The sequence below is a fragment of the Paenibacillus sp. plas6 genome (assembly GCF_057221655.1).
This window is the reverse complement of sequence record NZ_CM170151.1, coordinates 2,450,446-2,476,317: the sequence shown is the minus strand read 5'-3', so window position 1 is coordinate 2,476,317 and position 25,872 is coordinate 2,450,446. Positions and strand designations below refer to the sequence as shown.

Below are 25,872 nucleotides of genomic sequence, written 5' to 3'. Positions count from 1 at the left end.
ACTATAACTAGACTAGCTGCTACTACTTTCACGCCAAACATCAGCGCCTAAGTTTCTAAGGTTTTCTACCAGTCGATCGTAACCACGATCAATTAACTCGACATTTGTAATTTCTGTGACTTCATTTTCTACAGTTAAAGCCGCTACAACTAACGCAGCACCAGCACGCAAGTCTGCAGCCTTGACTTTTGCAGCAGAAAATTTACCACCTTCAATAATCGCAGTTCTGCCTTCCACACGAATGTTTGCTCCCATTAAGGTTAGTTCAGGAACATGCTTAAAGCGTGTACCGTATACATAATCCGTTAGCAAGCTTGTCCCCTGAGCGCAGACAAGTAAAGAAGTCATCGGTGATTGTAAATCTGTTGGAAAACCTGGATATACGAGCGCTTTAACATCTACTGCCGAATATGTTGGTTTTCCAATAATACGAATTGCTTCATCATACTCCTCTACTTCGACACCCATTTCTTCGAGTTTAGCAGTCAATGCTTCAAGATGTTTTGGAATGACGTTGTCCACCAGCACATTACCGCGTGTTGCGGCAGCCATAATCATATAAGTACCTGCTTGAATGCGGTCTGAGATAATCGAATGACGACATCCTCTCATTTCTTTAACGCCCTCAATACGAATTGTCTCTGTACCTGCACCCTTTATTTTAGCGCCCATCGCTGTTAATAGTGTTGCCACATCAACAATTTCGGGCTCTTTTGCAGCATTTTCAATAAATGTAACTCCTTCAGCTCGGCAAGCTGCGAGCATAATATTAATGGTCGCCCCTACGCTGACAACATCCAAATATATTTTTGCACCGCGAAGCTGTTTTGCCTTTATATGCAGAGAGCCTTGCTCATTTGTCACTACCGCTCCTAGTGCTTCAAAACCTTTAATATGTTGATCAATTGGTCTTGGTTCAAAGTTACAGCCACCCGGCATTCCGATCGTCGCTTCTCCAAATCGGCCAAGTAACGCTCCCATTAAGTAATAAGAGGCGCGAAGCTTTTTCACTTTACCATTTGGCATAGGTTTAGAAACAAGCCGAGATGGATCTATGCGAATTTCATCACCGCGTCTTGTTACCTTTGCACCTAATTCTTCTAGTATTTCACTATAAATCGCAACATCACTAATATCCGGTAAATTATCTAAAATTACCTCTGAATCAGCAAGCAATGCGGCAGGCAGCAAAGCAATCGCACTATTTTTAGCACCGCTAATGGTGACTGTTCCATTTAGTGGCTTTCCGCCGCGAATCATTAATTTCTCCATTAATTTTATGGTCCTCCCGTTAGCCTGGAAGTCAACATAGTAAAAACCGCCGCAAAGCGTGCTCCATAACTTAGCAAAATATCGAGACAGCGCTCTGTCAAAAGGCGGTTTACATGTATTCCTTGTCCTTTGTTACTGTTTACAAATATATATCGAAAATATATAGAAATAATCGAATAAATGAATTATATATCTATGACAAAACAACTAGGTCATAGTGCCTGCAACCACCAAGCTTTTATTAATTCAACGATATTATAGCATAGTGTTTTGCGATTTCCTACCGCCTGTATTCCTAAAATAACAAAGCATCGCTACGATGGATGTAGCGACGCTTTGTCCTCATGATCCCTTAGTTATTCCCAATTCTGCACACTTCGACCACGTAATTGATAATTCACTTCCATCCGAAGCTCATCGATGTCAAAAGGCTTAGTGAAGTGTTTCACTGCCCCTAGTTCTGTAGCACGATTAATCATATCTAGCTCTCCGTACGCTGTCATCATAATGACAGTAATGCTAGGATCAATCGACTTTATGTGCTGCAAAATTTCCAAGCCATCCATTCCAGGAATTTTCATATCCAATAGCACTAAATCAGGACGCTCATTCCGTACAATTTCCAAAGCTATTTTGCCATTTGAAGCTTGCGAGGTCAGGTAACCTTCACTGTTAAACACTTCCATTAAAAGAAGTCTTATCCCGTTTTGATCATCTACGATGAGTACTCTTTGCTTTTCCAAACAAATTCTACCCCCCTAATCACGCGAGCTATCATAAACTTTCATTTATTCCCTACAGAAAATAGACGTAATAGATATCCTGTGTAATATTCGCTATCTAGGAGTAGAATCCTGCCTATATGGAAACCTCATCAATAATTTTCCAATAATTTAATCATTTATTTTTTTATTGTATATTTTTAAGTGAAGCTTCAACAAATCGATGGAACAAACGTTGTGGACGATTCGGTCTTGATGTAAATTCTGGATGGAATTGAACAGCCAAGAACCATGGATGATTCTTCACTTCAACCATCTCAACAAGACGTCCATCTGGAGATGTACCAGAAATTACTAGTCCTGCACCTTCTAGCGCCTCACGATATTCATTGTTAAATTCATAGCGATGACGATGACGTTCGTAAACTAATTCCTCACCATACGCTTCAAACGCATTCGTTCCTTCAACAACTTTACATGGATACAAGCCTAAACGCATTGTACCACCCATGTCCGCAACATCCTTTTGATCCGGCAATAGGTCAATTACAGGATAAGGTGTTGATGCATTAATTTCAGAGCTATTTGCATTTTTAAGACCAAGTACGTTACGAGCGTATTCAATAACAGCAACTTGCATACCTAAGCAAATACCAAAGAACGGAACTTTCTGCTCACGCGCATAACGAATTGCAGTAATTTTCCCTTCAATTCCGCGGTCGCCAAAGCCACCAGGAACCAAAATACCTTGTGCGCCTTTCAACATATCAGCAACATTTCCTTCAGTAACTTCCTCAGCATCTACCCAGCGCAGCTTGACATCTGCATCAAGCGCAATACCAGCATGACGCAATGCCTCAGCAATACTCAAATATGCATCGTGAAGTGCCACATATTTACCAACGATCGCGATTTCAACGTTATTTTTCAACGATTTTACACGTTCTACCATTGCAGTCCACTCTGTCATATCCGCAGGCGGAGCTTCAATTTTCAAATGGTCTAGCACGATTTGATCCAAACCTTGCTCCTGCAACATTAATGGAACTTCATATAGTGTAGAAGCATCGAGACATTCGATTACTGCATTCGCATCGATGTCGCAGAACAAACCAATTTTGCGTTTTAATTCTGTAGCTAGCGGATATTCAGAACGGCATACAATAACATTTGGCTGAATACCAATTGAACGCAGTTCTTTTACACTATGTTGAGTTGGTTTAGTTTTCACTTCACCAGCCGCTTTAATATATGGAATTAATGTAACATGCACATACATGACATTATCACGGCCAATGTCGCTGCGAATTTGTCGAATTGCTTCCAGGAAAGGCAAGCTTTCAATGTCACCTACCGTACCGCCAATTTCAGTAATGACAATGTCAGCTCCTGATTCTTTACCAGCACGGAAAACACGCTCTTTAATTTCATTTGTAATGTGAGGAATAACTTGAACGGTACCGCCCAAATAATCGCCACGACGTTCTTTTGTAATGACGTTAGAATATATTTTCCCTGTTGTTACATTGCTGTTTTTAGAAAGATTGATGTCAATAAAGCGCTCATAGTGACCAAGGTCAAGATCTGTTTCCGCTCCATCATCGGTCACGAAAACCTCACCATGCTGATACGGACTCATTGTACCTGGATCCACATTGATATAAGGATCAAATTTTTGAATTGTAACTTTTAGTCCTCTGTTTTTAAGCAGTCTGCCTAGAGATGCTGCAGTAATCCCTTTACCTAAAGACGAAACAACGCCACCCGTTACAAAAATATATTTGGTCACTGTGATAATACCCTCCATGCTTTTCATTATGTTTTTAGCTTTCCCAAATGCAAAAAATCAAATAAATACAAATAAAAAAAGTGACACCCGTTGCACGGGGGCACTTTTCTCATTTGGTATATTAATGAACGATTTATATGTTCAGCTATTTCTTTAGCCCATAGGTTAGTTTACTCTGCCCTATAGCTTGTGTCAAGAGTATCTAAACACAAGTCACATAATCGCACTGTTTTGTTGAGAAGCTGTCAAATTTGACAATCAATTAACGATCATCATCGTCATATGCGTCAAATTCTTCCTCTTCTACTTCATCCAGTGACAAATCTTCATCCTCTAATTCTTCATCAATGTCTTCGTCAAGTTCAACATCAACATCTACGTCAACGTCATCCTCAACCTCAGCATCGTCCTCATCGAATACTTCCTCGTCGTCATAGCCGCCGAAGTCGTCATCATCATTACCGTATGCATCATCTTCATCCACATACAGTTCGTCATCTTCATCAAGATCATCATCATCATTAATGATACGAGTACGCTTCGTATTGCCAACTGGATCCTCTGCACGTTCAACTGGATACCAGCGTTTCAAGCCCCAAACATTATTACCAACGCAAGCAAAGCGACCATCGATATTAATTTCTGTGTATACCTGAGCAATAAATTGGTTAAGATTATCCGTTTCAATACCGCGAAGTTTAGCAACCTCCATAATTAGATCACGATAGTAGTATGGAGTATTCGCAACTTTTAATACCTCAAAAGCCAGATCAACCAAAGGCATCTCACGAATACGCTCTGGGTCTAGTTTTAAAGTGATTCCGCTCATCTTGACACATCCTCTCTTGCTAACTGAATAAGTTAAGTATCACCATCATAGTAACATTAGTCAAAGTATAGTAAACATTATTTCCTATAAAATTGCAAGTTGTATCATCAAGATGAAAATATTTTTTTATTTAAAGCGCCAAACGCACAAAAGCGGCAGGATAATCCTGCCGCTTTGACTGTATCCTTTTGCCAGCATTATATGAACACTGGCAAAGTATAAGAGCAATCGCTCTTCTATTATGTTATGAGTATCCCCTTAAAATGACACGGTTTTAAGCCTAGTCTCACAAAGAAAACTTCGTGTAAACTGCTATCTTTTCTTCCCTCAAGCAGGCTAGTGCATATACCTCTCAATCAACTCCTTCATACACTATTGAACGATAGAAGCTATTCTGCTGCACTATCAAACCTGTTCGGAACAAAGACAACCAGCTTCGGCAAGAAATAGATACTCCTGACTTAACAGCGCTCGCTTCTGCTCTTCTGCGAGTTACTACCTAAATGCTACAGATTTATTTCGAAGCGATGCTTACACGAAAAGATGAGTTATCTATTTCAGTGCAACACGAAGCTGCCTATTCCGAAGCTCAATTTAGGAGGAACTGACACGATGGGACTTGACCTGCCAGAACAATTAAATATTGAGCTGCAAGCCTCCTCAAGTCATAGCAAATTAATCCGCAATGGCATTCCTTGGGGTGTCGAAAAAATTAATGCACCACAGGCATGGCAATATGCAACAGGGCGCAACATTAAAATTGGCGTCATTGATACTGGCATTGATTTTCATCACCCTGCCCTTAGAGGCTCAATTTTGCCAGGCATCAATTTAGTTGATCCGAGTCGCCCGCCAATCGATGATAACGGACATGGCACACATATTGCAGGTACAATTGCCGCATCGAATCCTAATCATGGCATGATAGGCGTCGCTCCGCATTCTTTAATTGTTCCCGTCAAAGCTTTTGACGAGAATGGCAGTGCCTACGTTTCCGATATTGCTTATGCAATAGATTGGTGTGTTCGTAATAAAGTGAATATTATTAATATGAGCTTCGGGATGAGAACGAAAAGCAAGTCGATGCTGAATGCTGTCAATCGCGCTTATCAAAAAGGGGTAGTTATCGTCGCCTCCTCAGGCAATGACAGTAAACGTAAGTCGATCGACTATCCTGCTCGATTCCAAAATACGATAGCAGTAGGTGCCACAAATGAGCAGCGCAAAATCCCTCCATTTAGCAATAGAGGAATATATATTGATATATATGCACCTGGAGATCGGATTGTATCAGCGTGGTTAAATAACAGCTACCATGAAATGAACGGAACAAGTATGGCAACCTCTCATGTTAGCGGAGCAATTGCAATATTGCTTGAGCTTTACCCTAAGCTCCGGCCAAATGAAATTAAATATGTGCTAAAACGCTCCTCACAACCACTTAAGTACAATAAAGCGCTTAAAGCAGGGGAGCTGGATGTGATGAAAATGATTCACGTTGCAAAAGAATTATTTGGATAATTTATATAAACCTTTAAGTTGCTTCAAAAAACCTACAAATAAAAGTAGCACATACCAACAAGGTTTGTGCTACTTTTATTTAATGAAACTAGAGGTACTGGAACCTGAAATCGTATTTATAGCAATGAACATATAATACATGACATCCATTATTCATTATTATGACGCATTACGTGCTAAGCGAAAGCCTTGATCTGGACCATAACCACTTGCTTCAAATTTTCCACGGAATTTTATTTCGTTAGTCAGCTCAACACCCATCCAGCCTCCGCCCTTTACGACTCGCTGAAACCCTGTATTACCGTCTTCATCTACATACCAATCCCAAACCCATTCTCTTACGTTACCAGACATGTCATACAGTTCTAACTCATTTGATTTTTTAGAACCAACGATCTTTGTTTCATTACGATTATTTTCAATAATTGGCCAGTTCCAGTCACCATCTATATATTTTTTACCTGCATTTCTCCAATTCCATGACACTTCATTAATGTCATTACTTCCACTATATATATGACCTTTGCTTAATTGACCACCGCTAGCAGCATATTCCCATTCAGCTTCTGTCGGGAGTCGATATCCATTTGCCCCCTCATTAATTGTAACTTTCCACTTTATTGGGTCGTATTCACTCTTATTATCTGGATCAACGGTGTCCTTATCTATAATGTAATAAGGCTCAAGCCCTTCCTTTTCACTTTTTAAATTACAAAATACGATAGCATCATACCAGCTGATCATCTCTACAGGACGATACTCCCCTACAAATGCTGAAGGATTGTCGCCCATTACTTCCTCCCATTCTTTTTGAGTAACTTCATATCTGCCAATATAAAAACTAGGAATTTTTATATTTTTTTCATAAAAATTAGTGTTTTTACTTACAAAATTACCGCCTTCTATGAATACTAACTCATCACTTATGACTATTTTTTCGTTATTATCTTCTTTTTTGCTATGATCTATTTGAACCGACTCTTTTTTTGGCTCTGTAGGTGCTGGCTTTTGTTCCGTTTCCTGTCGAGATTCCTGAGCTGCCTCTTGAGTTGCTTCCTGTGAGCACGCACTGACTACTATAGTTAGCAATAATATTAAGAGCATTTTATGAGCTTTCATTTATGGCTCTCCTTTACTTAAGTGATCGCTATTAAAACTTTCCATAATATACGCTATTCAGCTGATAATAGCTCGTCCACTCAAAGCAGCTAGGGCTGCAATCAATTATGCAAACCCTAGCATTTATGAACTCACATCAAGCAAGTTCTGTCGCAGTTAACTTGTGATAGTCACTATTACCAAACGGTAACATTAGAGTAGCCGCTGCTTTGGTAACCTTCTGTTGCAAGCACTTGATAAGACCAGTTTGTTCCAAGATACATTCTAGCATTTGCCCATGCATTTACATGATTGCTGAATGTAATTGAAACGTTGCTGCCTGTTGGTCTCTTAGTTTGGCGAACACTCCAAAATTGTTGGAATGTTTGAGTACCGTCGATGGATGGCGCATTATATCGCATTGATGTGTAAATATCGTACACACCGCCATCACTGTACACAGTACCTTTCCAATCACCAGTTGGGCGATATGTGCCCCAGTTGTCAACAACGTAATACTCAATTAGTGCATTTCTTGTCCATCCATATAGTGTTAAATATGCATTACCAGATGGAGCCCATGCGCCAGCATTGTAGTTAATTGTACGATAAGGAGAACCTACTTCCCAACCTTTACCAACAACAAAGTTACCAGTATTGTACCAGCTAACGCTGTAGTTACCGCCAGCTCCGTTAACTGCATTAACAGTACCACCGCCATCAGTCCAATTCTGCCAATAGGTGTTAGCACTTGCTGTTGTTGCAAGCATGCAGAAGCACAATGTCGCAGCAATTAATAATTTGATACTTGTTTTTGAAAATTTCATTACAACCAACCTCCAAAAAAATAATTTTTGATTTGATTTTGTCAAATTTTAATTTTGTCAGTTGAAGTTCTTGAAGTTCTCATGTTGCTGTCGACTGTCTATCTATGATGTCTGCCTACCTTCACCCCCCCTTTCATATTCGATTATAGGATGTAAGCGTATTCAATTCACTTCAAAAACTATAGAATTAAATTAGATAATTTAACATATTTTCAAATTAGTGGAATTTAATATCAGAAAAAGAGAGTGGATACTCGATCCACTCTCTTCACATTGTTATTAAGTAACATTGATTTCTAATACATCTAGCTTAATAAATATTAATTTCATTATATTTCAAGAAGTTTTTACTTTTACAAGCAATAACTTTTTATTCTTCAGAACCTTCTTCTGGTTGCTTGTGCATTTGCTCTGGTGCTGACACGCCAATTAACGTTAATGCATTGACAAGTGTTGTTTTAATCGCTTGAAGCAATAGTAAACGAGCTGCTGTAAGCTCCTTATTATCTGTTAAGAATTTCTCAGCGCGATAATAGCTATGGAATTCTGCAGCAAGCTCATATACATAGCGTACAATGCGATGCGGCGCATAATTTGCAGCAGCTTCACTAATTTCTTGCGGGAATTGACCAAGCTTGCGCAAAATATCAAACTCTTGAACAGTACCAAGCACGCTAAGATCTACACTTCCAGCCTGTGGCAAGGCAATACCTTGTTGCTCAGCTTGTCGCAATACACTGCAAATTCGTGCATGTGCATATTGGACATAGAAAACTGGATTTTCATTAGAAGTTGCAACTGCTAAATCCATATCGAAATCTAGATGAGAATCCATACTGCGGGCAGTAAAGTTATAGCGGATTGCATCAACGCCAACTTCATCCATTAGATCCTGCATCGTTACAGCTTTACCAGTACGCTTAGACATTTTAACTTTTTCGCCATTTTGGAACAAGCTAACCATTTGTGCAATTAAAACCGTCAGTTTATTCGGATCATTGCCAAGAGCTTCCATCGCAGCTTTCATACGAGGAATATATCCATGGTGGTCTGCACCCCAAATGTTAATTAGCTTATCATAACCGCGACTATATTTATCTAAATGATAAGCAATGTCTGGCGTTAAGTACGTATAGGAACCGTCATTTTTAATAAGTACTCGGTTTTTATCATCACCAAACTGAGTTGTATTAAGCCAAGTTGCGCCATCTTCCTCATATACATGTCCTGAAGCTCTAAGCTTGTCCAACGCCTCTGTTACTTTTCCTTGCTCATATAAGGAAGTTTCGCTATACCAAATATCAAAACTTACACGGAAACGCTCAAGGTCGCGTTTAATTTTATTTAATTCACGCTCTAGTCCATAGCTGCGGAAAAACGCAAATTTCTCTTTATCGGACATTTTCAATAGAGAATCGCCTTTTTCTGCAACAAGCTCCTTAGCAAAACCAATAATATCTTCTCCATAGTAGCCATCCTCTGGCATTGCTGCATCTTGACCCAGCTCCTGCAAATATCTCGCTTCAATGGAAAGCGCCAGGTTTTCAATTTGCTTACCTGCATCATTGATATAATATTCTCTTGTTACATCGTAACCAGCAAAATCAAGCACATTACACAATGCATCACCGACAGCAGCACCACGGGCATGTCCTAGATGCAAATTACCAGTAGGGTTAGCACTTACGAATTCAACCTCAATACGTTTGCCATTACCGTCCGCTACACGTCCATAGTCCCCGCCTGCTTGCAGCACCTCATCTACTACAGCATGCAAATAGCGATTATCCATACGGAAGTTAATAAAACCAGGTCCTGCAATTTCTGCACTTTGCACAAATGCAGCAGTGTAATCTAAATTTTCAATAATTGCTTCGGCAATTTGACGAGGATTTTTCTTAGCAATCTTGGTAAGCTGCATCGCAATATTTGTTGCTAAGTCTCCATGAGCCTTATCCTTCGGAACCTCGAGTGCAATTGTTGGTAACTGCTCCTGCTCTACAAGCCCAGCCTTAATTACAGCACTAGCGATTGCCTCCTTCAGCGCCGAATACGTTCGATCTAACACATAGCTTTTCATTAATGTACAGCCTCCTTCAAATATAAACGCAGCTTGAAACGTCCTAGCGCTTGCTCCCCAGTATACAAGTCATATTCCCATTGCAACGAAAAAGGCAATTTCGATGGTAAACCAAGGATAACGCCGTCATGCTGATCTCTTACAACTAATTGATGGGTGTAAACGTCCAGATCTAATTTTAATAAGGAATTATTATAATAGCCTGCTATTCGTTCATGCGCACGATAGCACTGCTCTGAATCTAACGCTCCTCTGCGCATTAGTTTTAATTCCTTAGCATCATAACGCAACACATTGCGCACGACTCCTAGCTCACTCTTCTCCTCATACGTTATGTAAATGGCCTTCCCTTTCGAATACCATTCACCTGTTAGCTGCTGTGAAACACGCTCATTATCTTGCATGCTTTCAAACTGAATGAGCACAGATTGTTTATGATTCATTACCGATTTCTCCATATCCTTACTCATTATATCTTATTACTATAATACAGGAAATCGTTCAATTTCAACCGCTTGTTAGCGGCAAAAAGCTTGCTTTTGGTCTTTGCGATAAGGGCTTAGCCGTACCAAAAGCAAGCTTGAAACATAGCTCATGATTTTACTAATCCATTTTATGAAATCATTTTACCAAATCTTCAACGAATTTCGGTAAAACAAATGCTGCTTTATGAAGACGAGGACTATAATATTTCGTATCCAGTTCTGGAATTGCTGCAGCATCTACCTCAAGCGGATCATACTTTTTACTACCGATTGTGAAGGTCCATAAGCCGCTTGGATAAGTTGGAATGTTTGCCGTATATACTCGTACAATCGGAAATACTTCCTTTACATCACGATTGACATTTTTAATCAGATCAGCTTTAAACCAAGGATTATCCGTTTGCGCTACAAACATGCCATCTTCCTTCAAAGCTTCATAAATCCCTTGATAGAAACCGCGGGTAAACAAATGAACTGCAGGTCCTACTGGCTCAGTAGAATCAACCATAATGACATCATAGCTGTTTTTATGATCATGAATATGCATAAACCCATCATTGACAATGACTTCTACACGAGGATTTTCCAATTCACAAGCAATACTTGGCAAATATTTTTTAGAGTATTCGATCACTTTACCGTCAATATCGACTAGCACCGCTTTTTTCACTTTTGGATGCTTCATAATTTCTCGAATAACACCACCATCTCCGCCACCTACAACAAGTACATGCTCAGGGTTCGGATGAGTGAACAAGATGGGATGAGCAACCATTTCATGGTATACAAATTCATCCTTAACCGTCGTCATAACCATACCGTCAAGGACAAGCATTGTTCCAAATTGCTCTGTTTCAATAATATCAAGCTTTTGAAACTCTGTTTGCTCATCTACATACGTTTTTGAAATTTTTGCCGTAATGCCAAAACTTTCGGTTTGCTTCTCTGTATACCATAATTCCATGTCCAATCCCTTCCTTCCATCAGTGGTTCAAGTTGATTATAGATTAACCGCTTAAAAAATCAATAATATTCTCCCTCCATTACCAATAATAAATTTTTATATACGGCTAGCCATGAATATCCAACCTTGGAACACCCCATACTACAGTAATAAAACCTATTATTGGCAAACATCGAGGTGACTAAGCATGGCAAAAGGAGCACATCATCGTTCAAAAAGATCGCGTTTTCCGTTACTTACTGAACGTTATTTGTTTATTTTAATTGCATTTCACCGCTGGTTGCGTAGAGGAATTATTTTTCTACTCTGTGTAATGGCAATACTAGCAGGTGGACTTTATTATTTGAAGCAAAAAGATTTGCCTGTCCCTACAATTAGCCAGTCTAGCCAGCTTGTTGATCGTAATGGAGCATTGATAAGTTATTTTCATACTGGGGTCAATCGGATTGCTGTTCCATTAAGCGAAATATCTCCTTACGTACAAAAAGCTACATTAGCGATTGAGGACAAACGCTTTTATTCACATTTTGGCTTTGATTTAAAAGGATTAGCACGAGCTGTCATCGTTAATGTTAGTAACTTATCGGCAAAGCAAGGAGCAAGCACCTTAACACAACAGCTTGCGCGTAATTTATATTTGTCGCATGAAAAGACATTTCAACGCAAAATTAAGGAAGCAATTTACACTGCACAGCTCGAAATGAAATATTCAAAAGATGAAATTTTAGAAATGTATTTAAATCAAATTTATTATGGTCACGGCGCTTACGGTATCGAAGCAGCCGCTCGCTACTATTTTAATAAATCAGCAAGTGAGCTGAATTTAGCAGAAAGCACGATGTTAGCTGGTATTCCTAAAGGACCAACTTATTATTCACCTCTTAACAATATGTTCAACGCAAAGCATCGCCAAGCTCTCATTCTCCAAGCAATGGTTAATCGCGGAGATATTAACGAGGAAGAAAAAGAGGCTGCCTACAACGAAACACTTAAATTTACTGCCTACAATGAAACGGATAATTCAAGCGAGGCATCCTATTTTCGCGATTACGTTATTCAAGAGGCAATACACACCTTAGGGATTGATGAGCAACTGCTCTATGAAGGTGGCATTACCATTTATACAACCTTAGATCAAAAGATGCAGGCGATTGCTGAAAAAAAAATTGCCGATGGAATTCCTGCCAGCAGTGAACAGCAGGCAGCGCTTGTAGCGATCGATCCACGTAATGGGCATATTAAAGCAATGGTTGGCGGTCGTAATTATGAACAAAATCAATATAATCGCGCAATCGTTACAACAAGACAACCAGGCTCAACCTTTAAACCATTTCTGTATGCCGCAGCGCTTAATTCGCATAAGCTAACGGTCACTTCTACCTTTAAAAGTGAACCAACCGTTTTCACTTATGATGATGGTCGCAAAACATATGAGCCGCAAAATTACGGTGACAAATATGTCAATGACTATATCTCAATGCGTAAAGCGATCGCAAGCTCAGATAATATCTATGCTGTACATACAATGATGGAGGTTGGTCCTGAAGCAGTTATCGAAATGGCACGCAAGCTTGGTATTTCATCAGAGTTAGAAGCAGTGCCTTCACTTGCGCTTGGCTCCTCACCAGTTAGCCCGCTTGAATTAGCTGCCGCATACGGCGTTTTCGCTAATCAAGGGGTTTATCATAAGCCAATAGCGATTTTAAAAATTGTAAATAAATATGGAAAAACGATTTATGAAGCTGATTATCATCCCCAACCTGCACTGAGTGAGGATGAGGCTTTTCTAATGACGTCATTGCTAGAGGATGTGTTCGATGAAGGTGGCACAGCTCATCGTGTACAATCCATTATTCATCGTCCTGTTGCAGGGAAAAGCGGCACGACACCTGTTGATGCATGGATGGTAGGATATACACCTGAATTAAGTGCTGCTGTTTGGGTCGGATATGATAAAGATCGTTATTTAACAGTTGCCGAAGCAAGGCGAGCGGCACCGATTTTTGCTCATTTTATTGAAGAAGCATTACAGGATATTCCTCCAAAAATGTTTCCAGTGCCCGAATCCATTGTTGCTGTTTATATTGATGAAGCAACGGGACTACTAGCTTCTGAGGCTTGCACTTCAGATCATTTAGAGTATTTTTTGGAAGGAACGCAGCCAACACAATATTGTCAGTCCTCTGAAGACAATGCTGATTCAGATGAACTAAAGCTTGAACAAGAACAATACTCCCCAGAAATCCAAGAGCATAAAGGCTATCGCAGATGGTGGGAGCAAGTAAAAAAATGGTGGTTCAATTAATATTTGTCCAAAATTTGATTAAAAAGTGAAAAATATTTGAACAAAGTGACAATTTTGTGTTATAGTTATATCAAGAAAGCACTTACATTACCTCTAAGGAGTGATCGATATGAACTCTAACACAAGAACTGTTAATATACATGAACTAAAATCAACCAAGCCAGATGCCAATAAACTGGTTAAAATTATGACAGCCATTGCCTGGATCGTTTTGGCAATCGGTGTTGTTCTCTGCATCGCGAATATTGCAGAATTTAACGATCGTAACTGGGGACTTATGGTCGGCATTGGTTTTTTAGTTGGAAGTGTTCACATTTATGTCATTGGTACTGCAATTGGCCTTGTTCACAAACGGATGATGAATCAAGCCGCTGAAAAGTCCTCTGACATCGACTAAGTTTGCTCATAACCTTTACATTATTTAGGAAGCGATAAGCTCTCTTATGTGAGAGACTCGCTTCCTTTTTTTGTGTTTAAATCACTATAAATTCAGTAAAGATCACTGCTTTTTCTAACTTTATGAAATGTTATGTCTAACAAGTGAAGAATATTTGTCGATTATTAGTCGAATTATTTACGGATTCGAAAACGGTAGAGTGTTTTTATTAAAGATTTGTTATCTTTAGACGTAAGTCAATTAATCAAGGAGTGAACATTGTCATGAGACCTGTTTTTCGCAAGCTGTCGGTATTACTCAGTGTTGCGTTTCTACTAGTTCTCTCGGGCTGTAGCGAGCAATATCTGGTACTTGACCCGAAAGGACCAATTGCTTCAGCTCAAAAGGATTTAATTATAATTTCCGCAATCATTTGTGCTGTAATAGCAATACCTGTCTTTGCGATTACTGCTGTCATTGTTTGGCGTTATCGGGAGCGTCCGAATTCCAAAGCTTCCTATAAACCTAACTGGGAGCACAACGCGAAGCTAGAAACAATTTGGTGGGGTATCCCGATTGTCGCAATTATAATTTTAGCAGTTGTAACAGTACGCTACACTTACAAACTTGAGCCTGCTGTTGCTTTAGAATCAGAAAAAGAACCTATTGAAATTCAAGTAACTTCACTTGATTGGAAATGGTTGTTCACTTATCCAGAAGAAGGGATTGCAACTGTCAATTACTTCAAAATGCCAGTAGATACACCAGTACGTTTTAAACTGACATCTGATATGGCGATGAACTCATTCTGGATTCCAAATCTTGGCGGCCAACTGTACACAATGAGCGGTATGGCAATGACGCTTCATTTGCAGGCTGATGAAGAAGGAGAATACTATGGTTCTGGTGCAAACTTTACCGGTGAACATTTTGCAAAAATGACCTTCACTGCTGATGTAACATCACAGGAAGAATTTGATGCATGGGTTGATGAAGTAAAAGCTAATGAAAATGCACTAACTGAAGCAGATGTGGAAAAGCTAAAAGAGAAAGGTACTGCGCAAGTAGCACAATACTCCAGCTTCCCAGACAATTTGTTCTATGACATTATGATGCAGTATGTTGAAGATGGTGAAAAAGGTGCACATGCAGGTCATATGTCTTCAGAAGAAACTAATGATGATTCTGCTTCCGAGCACAACCATAACCATTAGTAAAATTATAAATGTTGGCATGAAAGGAGTTCTTACTCGATGTTGGATACGATAAAAGAGTTTGCATCCGAGTTTTTCGTTACGGGCGATCCAATGATTCTTGGAGCGCAAATATCTATCGCTCTTGCGATGGTTGCGATTGTATTCGTCCTAACGTACTTTAAAAAATGGAAGTGGCTCTGGACAGAATGGTTGACAACTGTTGACCATAAGAAGATCGGGATTATGTACATTATTTGTTCGATCCTAATGCTTTTCCGTGGTGGTGTTGACGCATTATTGATGCGTATACAGTTAGCTGCACCGCAACTTGAATTTTTGCATCCTGATCACTATAATGCAATTTTTACAACACACGGTGTTATCATGATTCTATTCATGGCAATGCCGCTAATGTTCGGTTTATTTAACATTGCTGTACCGTTGCAAATCGGTGCGCGTGACGTAGCATTTCCGTTTTTGAACTCACTTAGCTTCTGGTTATTCTTTGCCGGAGCAATGTTGTTTAACATTTCATTCGTAATCGGTGGATCACCTGATGCTGGTTGGTTAGCATATCCGCCATTGTCTGAACGTACAGGTAGCCCTGGTCTTGGTCAAGACTTCTACATTTGGGGTATTCAGATTTCAGGTATCGGTTCACTAGCGTCAGGGATTAACTTTGTCGCTACAATCTTAAAAATGCGTGCACCTGGTATGAAGCTTATGAAAATGCCAATGTTCTCTTGGTCAGTTCTTGCTTCATCCGTTACAATTATGTTCGCATTCCCAGTATTAACAGTTACACTGTTCTTACTATTTATTGACCGCTACTTAGGTGCTCATTTCTTCACTGTTGACGGTGGCGGTAACCCAATGATGTACCTTAACTTAATTTGGATGTGGGGACATCCTGAGGTTTACATCGTTATTTTGCCTGCATTCGGTATTTTCTCCGAAGTTGTGGCAGCTTTCTCAAGAAAGAAAATTTTCGGTTACAAATCAATGGTGTTTGCCCTAATGTCAATTAGCTTCTTCTCCTTCTTTACTTGGGCGCATCACTTCTTTACAATGGGCTCTGGCGCTAACGTCAACGCATTCTTTGCTGTTACGACGATGGTTATCGCTATTCCTACTGGTGTTAAAGTATTTAACTGGTTGTTTACAATGTATCGCGGTAAATTATCGTTCCCAACACCAATGCTTTGGGCGGTAGCTTTCATTCCGTGTTTCGTTGTTGGTGGTATGACAGGGGTTATGCTATCTGTAGCGCCTGCTGACTTCCAATTCCATAACAGTTACTTCCTAATTGCGCACTTCCACCAAGTACTAATCGGTGGTGTCGTATTCGGATATTTTGCAGGTATGTATTATTGGTGGCCAAAAATGTTCGGTTTCAAGTTGCATGAAGGGCTTGGCAAATGGGCATTCTGGTTCTGGAACATCGGTTTCTATATTTGCTTTATGCCACAATATTTACTTGGTTTGATGGGTATGACTCGTCGCTTTAACGAATATAACTTCGATATGGGCTGGCAGCCTCTAAACGTTGTTTCAACTATCGGTGCAGTATTGATGGGTATCGCCTTCCTATTCCAAGTATGGCAAATTGCACATAGCATTCGCTTCTTGAAAATGGAAAAAACGGGCGATAACTGGGGTGTTGGTCGTACGCTTGAATGGTCAATTCCTTCTCCTGCGCCGCACTACAACTTTGCTCGCACACCAGTGGTTGTTGAGCAAGATGACTGGTGGGAGACAAAACAACGTCAAGAAAATGGTCAATCCGATCCTGCGCATGTACTTGCAGCAAAAACAGCACCGCTTGAGCCAATTCATATGCCGAAAAACTCAGGCATTCCGATTATTATGTCAGGCTTCTGGTTCCTGCTTGGTTTCGGCTTTGTCTGGGATTGGAAATGGATGATCGTTCTTGGTTTTGCTGGAGTTATCGTTTGTATGTTGGCACGTTCCTTTAACTATAACGACGACTATTACGTATCAGTTGAAGAAATCGAGCGCACTGAGGCAGCCGCTGCAGCAAAGGGGGCTAACTAATGGCACAAGCACATTCTACTGCTCATGGTCATGGCAATCATGATCACGGTCATCACGATTTAGAGTCATTAAAGCAGTTTGGCTTTTGGCTTTTCATGATTACCGACGTAATTTTATTCTCAACATTATTCGCAACATTCGTTGTGTTGCGTGATAATACAGCAGCAGGTCCAATTGGATCTGATTTGATTGAGATGAACGGGATTATTATTTCTACATTCATCCTGCTAACAAGTAGCTTTACAAGTGGTTTGGCATTGCTTTCGATGAATAAAGGCGATAAAAAAGGGTTAATACTATGGCTGGCAATTTCAGCACTACTAGGCTTATCCTTCGTATATCTTGAAGTTAATGAGTTTATTCATCTAGTACATGAAGGTGCTAAAATTTCAACAAGTGCTTTCTGGTCATCCTTCTATACACTAGTCGGTACACACGGACTTCACGTATCTGTCGGTATCGTATGGATGACAGCAATTATTATGCAAATCGCAAAACGTGGTATTACACCTGTAACAAAACGTAAAGTTAATATTATTAGCTTATACTGGCATTTCTTGGACGCTGTGTGGATCTTCGTATTCTCCATCGTCTACCTTATGGAGGTGATGTAGTATGGCATCTCAAAATCATTCTCATGAAGAACAAGGCCATACACATGGCTCGCTGAAATCCTATGTACTTGGTTTCGTGTTATCGATTGTACTTACTATCATTCCACTGCTTGCAGTATTGAATGATTGGTTTAACCGCACGACAACTATCGGTGTAATCCTTGTTACTGCCGTGTTGCAATTCCTTGTACAGTTAATTTTCTTCATGCATATTCGTGAAGAAGATAAACCACGTTACAACTTGATTTCGTTAATTTTTGCAGCGATTATTCTGCTTACGATTATTATTGGCTCAATCTGGATTATGACTTACAATAAAGTAGCAGTGTAAGGCACTTTGCTAAGTTGCAAATTATAAATGTAAGGCGACTCTCATTAACGGGAGTCGCCTTTTTAATTTTGAGTTATCCTTTTTTAGTCGTATAAAATATAGCCTGCCTGCGGTTCGTAAGGCTCAAAGCCTGCCATGCTGCGCAGTCGAAAATGAATTAATGATTTACTGCCCACAATAATGCTGTTGCGTATATCACGCTCTGCAGCCTCTGAGAGTGTAAATGCCATCGTATACGGAAATACATCTTGCAACGTACGATAGATCGCTCCAACCTTCACATCTTGCTTCCCTCGTCCTGTAATGTTAATAAGAAGCGCTCCATCATCTCTCAACTTGGAATATACTAATGAGAAAAACTGCTGCGTACACAAATGTGACGGTACTCCGCTGCTTGTAAATGCATCAAGCACAATGTAATCAATAAGACGGTTCTGCTCTTCTAGCAGTCTGCGTCCATCTTCTATGTATAGATTATCTCCGCTCCAATTAAAGTATTGTTTGCTTATTTGTACGACGGCTTCGTTAATTTCCGCAGTGACGCAATGCTTACTGGCAAAATAACTGGAGAGTGTACCAATTCCGTGACCGATAATGAATATATCTTCGCAAGAGCGTACATATTGTTCATTTTCTTCGATAAGATGGATAAGAGCACGAGGATATTCGAATACAATTCGCTCCGGTTTCCTTAAATCGATTGCCCCTTGAACAGCTTCATCAGCAAATTGCAGCACACGAAAGTGCCCCGTTTCACCAAATAACGTATTGGTTTCATAAACTATGATTGTCTCTGCATCTTGACCATAAGAGGCAATAAGCTTCATAAATTACCTCCTCTCTAACTGCTCTTCTTTATCAATTATACGTTTAGTTTAACTTCCGTTCAGTCTAATAGCAAAAATGCGTCCCGTAACCTTAGAGTCACGAGACGCATTTTTAATTAAGCAAAGCCTCTGATTAATTATTTATTCAGAAATTTCAATTTTGCTTTCGTTAATTTTCAAACTGTTAGCAACAGTACCTGTACCAGTAATTTTACTTTCAAAAATAGTACCTGTTACACTTGTTTCTGGATCTCTTACAAACATATAACGGCTATAATTGCTTGGTGTTACCTCACCTTCTGCAATAACATATTCAATACCGTTATCGTAGTTAGCAGCAGCATTAATTTCCTCAACCAGATTAATTGCACCTGATCCAGTTAGATTTCCATTGTTCACTAGCGTCGTACCTTGAAGATATACGTTAGCACCAGAAGCAATGTCAATCGAGCCATCATTAATGAAGGTATATCCTACATTAGACATGTTAATGTAGCCTTTTTGCAAAGTGACTTTACCTTCAATATATGTTTTACCGTATAAACCAACTTGACCATTAGCTACTAGCAATTCGCCGTTTTCTTGAATTGTAGTTTGAGCATAAGACCAAAATCTTGCATTATTAGTCAATTCAATTTTGTTATTAATATTGACATTGTTATGAGTATTAACGTAACCACCATCAATGCTAACTTCACCGTTCAATTCGATATTTGCATAAATGTAAAGCAAAGAAGATGTTTTCAACACAGAACCTTGTTCAAATACAATAGTATTGTTTTCATTAGAGCTAATATCAAGATATCCGTGTTTTGGTATAACAACTTCACCGCCAGAAGCTACTGTAAAATTACCATAAAAGCGAATACCTGCAATAGAATAAATTCTTTGATTTGCTTCTTGAGAGTTAGTTGTAATTTTACCGCCGTTAGCAACATTTATGTTTTTCTCTACATAAAGATACGCAGCATTGAACTGATTACCATTTAATTGTAGCTTACCGCCTGAAGCTATTGTAAGGTTAGAGCCTAGTTGAAGGGTTTGTTGCGGTTTTAGCACTAACTCTTTGTCCAAAGTTACATCTTCGCCATTGTAATATACGCTAACGTTATCATATTTACCAAGTGCATCAATAACTTCAGACCATTGATCAGTTGTTACATGTTCATATTCATTATTAGTGTTATAAACATCGTAGAAACGTACATTAACTTGCTGTTTACGATCTCCGACTTCTACTGTTACATATAAATAGAAACTATAAGATTTGCCTGCCAATTGCACTAGATCAAAATTATCTTTAGCAGTTACTTCTAGCAAACCTTCTTCATTTACTTTTGAATTGAATGCAAAGTCTTTTCTTTCATAATTTTCATCAGTATAGTATGCACTTACTTTAATCGCTTTTTCTGCGTAAGATTCACCTTCAAAAGGAGTAAACAGCAACTTGAAACCGTTATAATTTGCATAATCAACATTAAGTTTGTAATCCCAATTTAAATCAAACTTATCAAATGTAGCATTTAAGTTAAGGGTAAAGTTATTGGATGAACCGCTGCCTGATAAGTTGCCATTTAAGTATGCATGGTAGTCTTTATACTCTTCATTTTTTGCAAGCAAAATGGCTTCCAGCTTACCAACACCGCGATTGACATTAATAGTAGCCTCTCTAGTTGATGTACGTGCATCCGTTTCAACCACTACAGTTACCGCTTCTAAAATGATTGCTTCTCCATTTTCATCAAACCATTTAATGTAAGAAGGGTACTTACCTACAATCACTTTTCCATCTGCATCAGTAATGACTACTGGAATCTCAACAATGCCATCGCTTAAAGCTTCAGCTTCCTCAGCCTTAGCTGCAGCTGACAATTCTGCCGTATCACTCAATACATAGGAAGCTGCACCTTGAGGAGCTTCAACGATTAATGTATAAGTTAGCTCAGCGCCATAATCATTAGCTTCTTCCAAATTAAATTTAACTACACCGTTGCTAACGCTATAGTTATCTACTGTATCACCGTTGGCATCCAAGATAGTTAAACGTTCTTGGGATACATTTGCTCCAGCAAGCCAAAGCGCTTTAACTACAATATCTCTATGAATAGGAGTTTTATTTAAGTCAATATTCCAACCAATGAAGAAGTATCCGTCCTTAGTTGGAGCTTCAACCTCTGGTGTAATTTCACCTAGTTTAACTTTTTTAGCTGGAATTTCACTTCCGCCATCTGTATCAAATGTTACTGTTAATGGAGGAACGTTACCGATATAAATTGTACTTAAGCCATTAAGCTTAATTTGCACATATTGAGCGCCGTCAATCTCTACAACCTCACCAGGTACAGTTTCCTCTACACCGTCCTTGTTAGTGTGACCAACAAAGAAAATATGCTGGCTAATATCTTCATCTGCTTTAAAGCCAAATGTTTCTTTGGACAGTGTCAATATTGTTTCACCGACAGGGTGGATTGCAATTGGATCTCCCTCTTCAGGCTCAACTAATAGATTAGCATCGATTGCAAAATAATTAATGTTTAGCTCTTCAACATTGACATCGCTATCCGCGAATTGCTCTTGAAGAGTTGAAACTACTTTATCTTTTTCAGTTTCAGGAACTTCAGCCTCAGACGCTGCTACAGTAAACAATACTTTATCGTTTTCTGACAAAGTGACATCATTACCGTTGGCATCTTTATAAACGACATTATCTGCAACGACAACTGGAGCGCTTTTTGTTTCTTTATTAGAAAGATCTACAGTTGCTAAAACTTTACCTGTTGCAGGAGTAGTTACTGTACCGCTATATTTACCTGTGCCTGTTACTTCAGCAACAATTTCAGAACCTACATCAAGAGATTGAACAGTATAAGTTTTTTGCTCAGATTTAACTTTACCATACACAAGCCATCTTACAGATACTTGTGCATTTGCGGGAGTTACTGATACAGTCAGCTCGTCGCCAGAGCGAAGTGTAGCCCCTGTTGCATCAGCACCGTTACGTTTAATTGTAGCGCTAGTCAATTGAATTGTTTTGTTGCCGCCGCTTCCACTGCCGCTATCGCCTGTTTCAACAATTGGTGTAGCAGTTGGTTCTGCTGAAGCTGTTGGCTCTGGGGATACCGATGGTTCAGGAGTTTCTTTTGGCTGCTCAGCTTGCAGTTTAGCAGAAGCTGTTAGGAAACGTTCTGCAATGACAGCTACCACTGCACGGCTAGCTTTGTTTTTGCCATTAAATTGATTGTTTCCTTCACCATTAATAAGCTCTAATGCTACAGCTTTGTAAACCGCATCTTTAGCCCAGCTACTAATTTGCTCATCATCAGCAAATAAAGAATCGGATGTATAGCTGCTCAAATCATATCCCAAATAAGATTCTAAAAATCTAACCATTAGAACAGTAATTTGCTCACGATCTAATTCATCATTAGGACCGAATTTACCATTCCCATATCCTTGTGTTAGATCTGCATTTACTGCCCATTGCAAAGCTTCAGCGTACCATGCATTAGCAGATACATCTGAGAAAGTCAGCTCTTTCTGCTCAACAGCAGGACCGTCTAATTTTTCTGCTAAACGGTGAAGAACTGTAATAAACATTGCACGAGTCATTGAACCTTGCGGGTCAAACGAATCTTTTGTTACACCATTAAATAATCCTTCTTCAACTACTTTGTTAATGGATTGCTCTGCCCAGTGTCCATTCGTATCTGCAAATCTACTAGCTTCATTAGCAGATACAGATAAAGGAACTGATAAAACCGATAGAAATACTAGGATTGCAAGCAAACCAATTAGGCTTTGTCTTACCTTCTTCATTCTTTTACCTCCAAGTTAATTTTATATAGCAGAAGAACCGTCAATTTACGACAATTCTAGAGCATACATCAAGAATAAAAGATTGGGACAATAGAACTAATAGAAATAATATAAAGGTATTACTTCCCATATTCTATACCATAAAATATGGATGTACAAGGAGTTTTTATCGTTTTGAACTGGTAATTTTCCATATAATTCAACAAAAATAAACTGCTGAACCATTTATATTTTAATACTGTCAACCTATTACCAGTGTTTTAAGCATGTAAGCAGGATTATAATATCTACTTCTTAGGAATATTGCAGGATTTTGAAAATAGGTGTCGAAATATTTTTCAAGCATTAAGCGGTATAATTTGAATACAGAAGGGTATAAGGTAGGAGGAATTAACTGTGGTAGCTGAGCATACCCCTGAACATTTATTGCGTATCATCTTTAGCTATGTTGCTAAAATATCAGCAGCTCGCGATTTACATGAACTGCTTATGCTAATGGCTAATATGGGGAAAGAGATGATACTTGCCGATCGCTGTACCGTGTGGCTTATTGATCATGAGCGAAATGAACTATATACGACAGTGGCACACGGCATTAAAGAAATAAGAATCCCGTTTGGCTCGGGGATCGTTGGCTCAGCCATTTTGCAGGGTAAACCTATCGTGATTGACGATGCCTATCTTGATCCTAGACATAATGTTGAGAACGATATACGAACAGGTTACCGTACGAAATCTATTATTACTGTCCCGTTTCGTAATAATGATAATGAAATCATTGGTGCATACCAAGCTATCAACAAATTAACCGAATCAGCAGTGTTCTCTGCTCAAGATTTGGAGTATTTAACACTTGCTGCTTCTTACACTGGAAAGTCTCTTGAAAACTTTATATTACATCAAGAAATTATCGATACCCAACGAGAAATTATATCTGCAATGGGTGAAATTAGTGAGCTTCGCTCACGAGAAACTGCTAATCATATCAAACGTGTTGCAGCCTATTCCTATGTACTTGCATTAGGCTACGGATTAAGTCAGCAGGAAGCAGAACTACTGCGAGATGTTTCTCCTATGCATGATATAGGTAAAATCGCGATCCCTGATCATATTTTGAACAAGCCTGGCAAGCTAACAGATGAGGAGTTTGCAACTATGAAAACCCATACCTTAATTGGTCATCAGTTGCTAGGTTCCTCGCAACGTAAACTGCTTCATACAGCGGCAATTATTTCTGAGCAGCACCATGAAAAATGGGATGGAACAGGCTATCCTCACGGATTAAAGGGCGAGGAAATTCATATTTATGGAAGAATTACTGCTGTTGCGGATGTATTTGACGCACTAAGTACGAAACGTATTTATAAACCTGCTTGGGAGCTTGATGAAATTTTAACGTATTTTAATGAGCAGAGAGGCAGACACTTTGATCCTGAAATTGTCGATGTCTTTTTTGAGCGTCTACCCGAATTATTGGAAATTAAAGAGCGCTTAACTGACTAAATACCTAAAAAAGACCTCAATCTATGTTGAGAATGGGATTGCTCCCAAGCTCTTAGAGTATTGAAGTCTTTTTTCATCACTTCTACTAAAACTTAACTACTAAAAAAGGACTGTGCCATTAGTCAGCAATGTTCACTGACGTTTTGGACAGCCCAATTAATTGTTGTTTTTTATTTAGGGAAGCACTTGTTCATATAATGTGTACAGATTAATCATACCACTCTAACATGTATACAGTACCGGCTGCATCACTCAATGAATAAGCAGAACCTTCGCCATCTTGATCGATAGCTAATGTTGCTATGTAACCGCCAGCCACACTAGCAAAGGTAGCATTATTCAAATACAATTCCACAATTTCCCCTCCGGAAATTGGCAGAGTCAATGTTTTGTTTGCCGCATTGTAGTATTCTGTTAAATCTTCATGAATACCATTCACATCATAATATGCGCTGTTTGCAAGATCAAACCCAGTAATCCCACCACCTAAATTGATAACAGCAGTTCCGTTAACAATCCCTAGTGGAGCATTAAACATATATATTACTTCGCCAGTAGATCCGACCGGGAAAGTAGATGAATAGAAAATGCCTTCTTGTGGAGTTGCTGTTTTAATAGGCTCCGGTTCTTCAATTACCTCTTGCATTGCAACTAAGCTTGCTGTAAATGGTGTAGTCGACGTAGTCTTCTTAAATGTAATATCGAACTCATCCTTGAAGAAATGATTATCCTCATCATCTACTTTAAATTCGAGGTCTTCTTTCACCATATAGTAGGCAAAGTCATCTTCTGTATATAAGCTGTCAATTACATTGTCATCAATCTTAACGGATTCGATGGCTTCAGCAACTTCCACTGGCACCTTCAAAAATACATCGACGATAATATCATCATCATTTTCTTCACCAGGACTAATATAATAAGAAATTGCTTGTGACTCACCTTCAGTCACATCGTAGGTTCTCAAGCTTGTATTTAGCTCAGAATTCCAGGAAATAACGACGGTGTCCTCAATATCAATTTTTGGAGCAACGTTAAATTCCATTGGCAGCTCATTACTAACTGTCTTAGTCGTACTAGACTTTGCAAAAGCAGGGATGGCAAACACGCAAATTGCCAAAGCTGATAATGCCGTTGTAACTCCTACTCGTTTTAAGTGTTTTTGTTCAATTTTCACTTTTATTCATCCCTTTCGACATATTCCGTCATAGCTAAAAGTATAGCAATCGACAATATAATATGTAAGTCATATATTTAATAGG

20 protein-coding genes are annotated in these 25,872 nt (G+C 39.2%); 8 read left to right on the top strand and 12 right to left on the bottom strand.

Annotation, left to right across the window (positions count from 1 at the left end; translation table 11 throughout):
* Positions 1 to 12 precede the first annotated feature (12 nt).
* The 4 genes from AC2TDL_RS11145 to rpoE form a co-directional block, all read right to left on the bottom strand.
* Positions 13 to 1,272 (bottom strand): UDP-N-acetylglucosamine 1-carboxyvinyltransferase, encoded by a 1,260-nt coding sequence (locus AC2TDL_RS11145; protein ID WP_484696208.1) that lies wholly within the window; start codon positions 1,270 to 1,272, stop codon positions 13 to 15.
* Positions 1,273 to 1,628: 356 nt separating this feature from the next.
* Positions 1,629 to 2,015: a response regulator gene (locus AC2TDL_RS11140; protein ID WP_484696207.1), complete on the bottom strand. Its 387-nt coding sequence runs from the start codon at positions 2,013 to 2,015 to the stop codon at positions 1,629 to 1,631.
* A 166-nt stretch (positions 2,016 to 2,181) separates the two neighbouring features.
* Positions 2,182 to 3,783 carry a CTP synthase gene (pyrG, locus tag AC2TDL_RS11135; protein WP_484696206.1) on the bottom strand — a complete coding sequence of 534 codons (1,602 nt, stop codon included), beginning with the start codon at positions 3,781 to 3,783 and terminating at the stop codon, positions 2,182 to 2,184.
* A 262-nt stretch (positions 3,784 to 4,045) separates the two neighbouring features.
* Entirely contained in the window at positions 4,046 to 4,612 is a 567-nt protein-coding gene (rpoE, locus tag AC2TDL_RS11130) for a DNA-directed RNA polymerase subunit delta (protein ID WP_484696205.1), read from the bottom strand.
* A 543-nt stretch (positions 4,613 to 5,155) separates the two neighbouring features.
* On the opposite strand from rpoE, the gene AC2TDL_RS11125 reads away from it, so the two are divergent.
* Positions 5,156 to 6,133, top strand: coding sequence for a S8 family peptidase (locus AC2TDL_RS11125; protein WP_484696204.1), 978 nt, complete (start codon positions 5,156 to 5,158; stop codon positions 6,131 to 6,133).
* A 159-nt stretch (positions 6,134 to 6,292) separates the two neighbouring features.
* Here AC2TDL_RS11125 and AC2TDL_RS11120 read toward each other — a convergent pair whose 3' ends face one another.
* The 5 genes from AC2TDL_RS11120 to speE form a co-directional block, all read right to left on the bottom strand.
* Positions 6,293 to 7,252: a formylglycine-generating enzyme family protein gene (locus tag AC2TDL_RS11120; RefSeq protein ID WP_484696203.1), complete on the bottom strand. Its 960-nt coding sequence runs from the start codon at positions 7,250 to 7,252 to the stop codon at positions 6,293 to 6,295.
* Between the two features lie 176 nt (positions 7,253 to 7,428).
* The gene (locus AC2TDL_RS11115) at positions 7,429 to 8,058 is read right to left on the bottom strand and encodes a glycoside hydrolase family 11 protein (protein ID WP_484696202.1); all 630 of its coding nucleotides are present in this window, start codon (positions 8,056 to 8,058) and stop codon (positions 7,429 to 7,431) included.
* Between the two features lie 370 nt (positions 8,059 to 8,428).
* Positions 8,429 to 10,138, bottom strand: coding sequence for an arginine--tRNA ligase (argS, locus tag AC2TDL_RS11110; protein ID WP_484696201.1), 1,710 nt, complete (start codon positions 10,136 to 10,138; stop codon positions 8,429 to 8,431).
* A complete protein-coding gene (locus AC2TDL_RS11105) occupies positions 10,138 to 10,581 on the bottom strand; it encodes a YwiB family protein (protein WP_484696200.1) in 444 nt (147 codons plus the stop codon). The genes argS and AC2TDL_RS11105 overlap by 1 nt, the downstream gene beginning before the upstream one ends.
* Before the next feature lie 178 nt (positions 10,582 to 10,759).
* Positions 10,760 to 11,587: a polyamine aminopropyltransferase gene (gene speE / locus AC2TDL_RS11100; protein WP_484696199.1), complete on the bottom strand. Its 828-nt coding sequence runs from the start codon at positions 11,585 to 11,587 to the stop codon at positions 10,760 to 10,762.
* A 187-nt stretch (positions 11,588 to 11,774) separates the two neighbouring features.
* Here speE and AC2TDL_RS11095 point away from each other — a divergent pair, with 187 nt between their 5' ends.
* From AC2TDL_RS11095 to cyoD, 6 genes are all read left to right on the top strand, one after another.
* Complete coding sequence (locus tag AC2TDL_RS11095) at positions 11,775 to 13,892, top strand: transglycosylase domain-containing protein (RefSeq protein WP_484696198.1); 2,118 nt, start codon at positions 11,775 to 11,777, stop codon at positions 13,890 to 13,892.
* A gap of 109 nt (positions 13,893 to 14,001) precedes the next feature.
* The gene (locus AC2TDL_RS11090) at positions 14,002 to 14,289 is read left to right on the top strand and encodes a hypothetical protein (protein WP_484696197.1); all 288 of its coding nucleotides are present in this window, start codon (positions 14,002 to 14,004) and stop codon (positions 14,287 to 14,289) included.
* A 263-nt stretch (positions 14,290 to 14,552) separates the two neighbouring features.
* Positions 14,553 to 15,482 (top strand): ubiquinol oxidase subunit II, encoded by a 930-nt coding sequence (gene cyoA / locus AC2TDL_RS11085; protein WP_484696196.1) that lies wholly within the window; start codon positions 14,553 to 14,555, stop codon positions 15,480 to 15,482.
* A 39-nt stretch (positions 15,483 to 15,521) separates the two neighbouring features.
* A complete protein-coding gene (locus tag AC2TDL_RS11080; RefSeq protein ID WP_484696195.1) occupies positions 15,522 to 17,519 on the top strand; it encodes a cbb3-type cytochrome c oxidase subunit I in 1,998 nt (665 codons plus the stop codon).
* Positions 17,519 to 18,133 carry a cytochrome (ubi)quinol oxidase subunit III gene (locus tag AC2TDL_RS11075; RefSeq protein WP_484696194.1) on the top strand — a complete coding sequence of 205 codons (615 nt, stop codon included), beginning with the start codon at positions 17,519 to 17,521 and terminating at the stop codon, positions 18,131 to 18,133. The genes AC2TDL_RS11080 and AC2TDL_RS11075 overlap by 1 nt, the downstream gene beginning before the upstream one ends.
* Position 18,134: 1 nt before the next feature.
* The gene (gene cyoD / locus AC2TDL_RS11070) at positions 18,135 to 18,464 is read left to right on the top strand and encodes a cytochrome o ubiquinol oxidase subunit IV (RefSeq protein ID WP_484696193.1); all 330 of its coding nucleotides are present in this window, start codon (positions 18,135 to 18,137) and stop codon (positions 18,462 to 18,464) included.
* Positions 18,465 to 18,547: 83 nt separating this feature from the next.
* Here cyoD and AC2TDL_RS11065 read toward each other — a convergent pair whose 3' ends face one another.
* The gene (locus AC2TDL_RS11065) at positions 18,548 to 19,291 is read right to left on the bottom strand and encodes a spermidine synthase (protein ID WP_484696192.1); all 744 of its coding nucleotides are present in this window, start codon (positions 19,289 to 19,291) and stop codon (positions 18,548 to 18,550) included.
* A gap of 141 nt (positions 19,292 to 19,432) precedes the next feature.
* Positions 19,433 to 23,107: an S-layer homology domain-containing protein gene (locus AC2TDL_RS11060; RefSeq protein ID WP_484696191.1), complete on the bottom strand. Its 3,675-nt coding sequence runs from the start codon at positions 23,105 to 23,107 to the stop codon at positions 19,433 to 19,435.
* Between the two features lie 396 nt (positions 23,108 to 23,503).
* On the opposite strand from AC2TDL_RS11060, the gene AC2TDL_RS11055 reads away from it, so the two are divergent.
* The gene (locus AC2TDL_RS11055) at positions 23,504 to 24,610 is read left to right on the top strand and encodes an HD-GYP domain-containing protein (RefSeq protein WP_484696190.1); all 1,107 of its coding nucleotides are present in this window, start codon (positions 23,504 to 23,506) and stop codon (positions 24,608 to 24,610) included.
* 208 nt (positions 24,611 to 24,818) lie between these two features.
* On the opposite strand, the gene AC2TDL_RS11050 is transcribed toward AC2TDL_RS11055, so the two are convergent.
* Complete coding sequence (locus tag AC2TDL_RS11050) at positions 24,819 to 25,787, bottom strand: hypothetical protein (RefSeq protein WP_484696189.1); 969 nt, start codon at positions 25,785 to 25,787, stop codon at positions 24,819 to 24,821.
* Positions 25,788 to 25,872 lie beyond the last annotated feature (85 nt).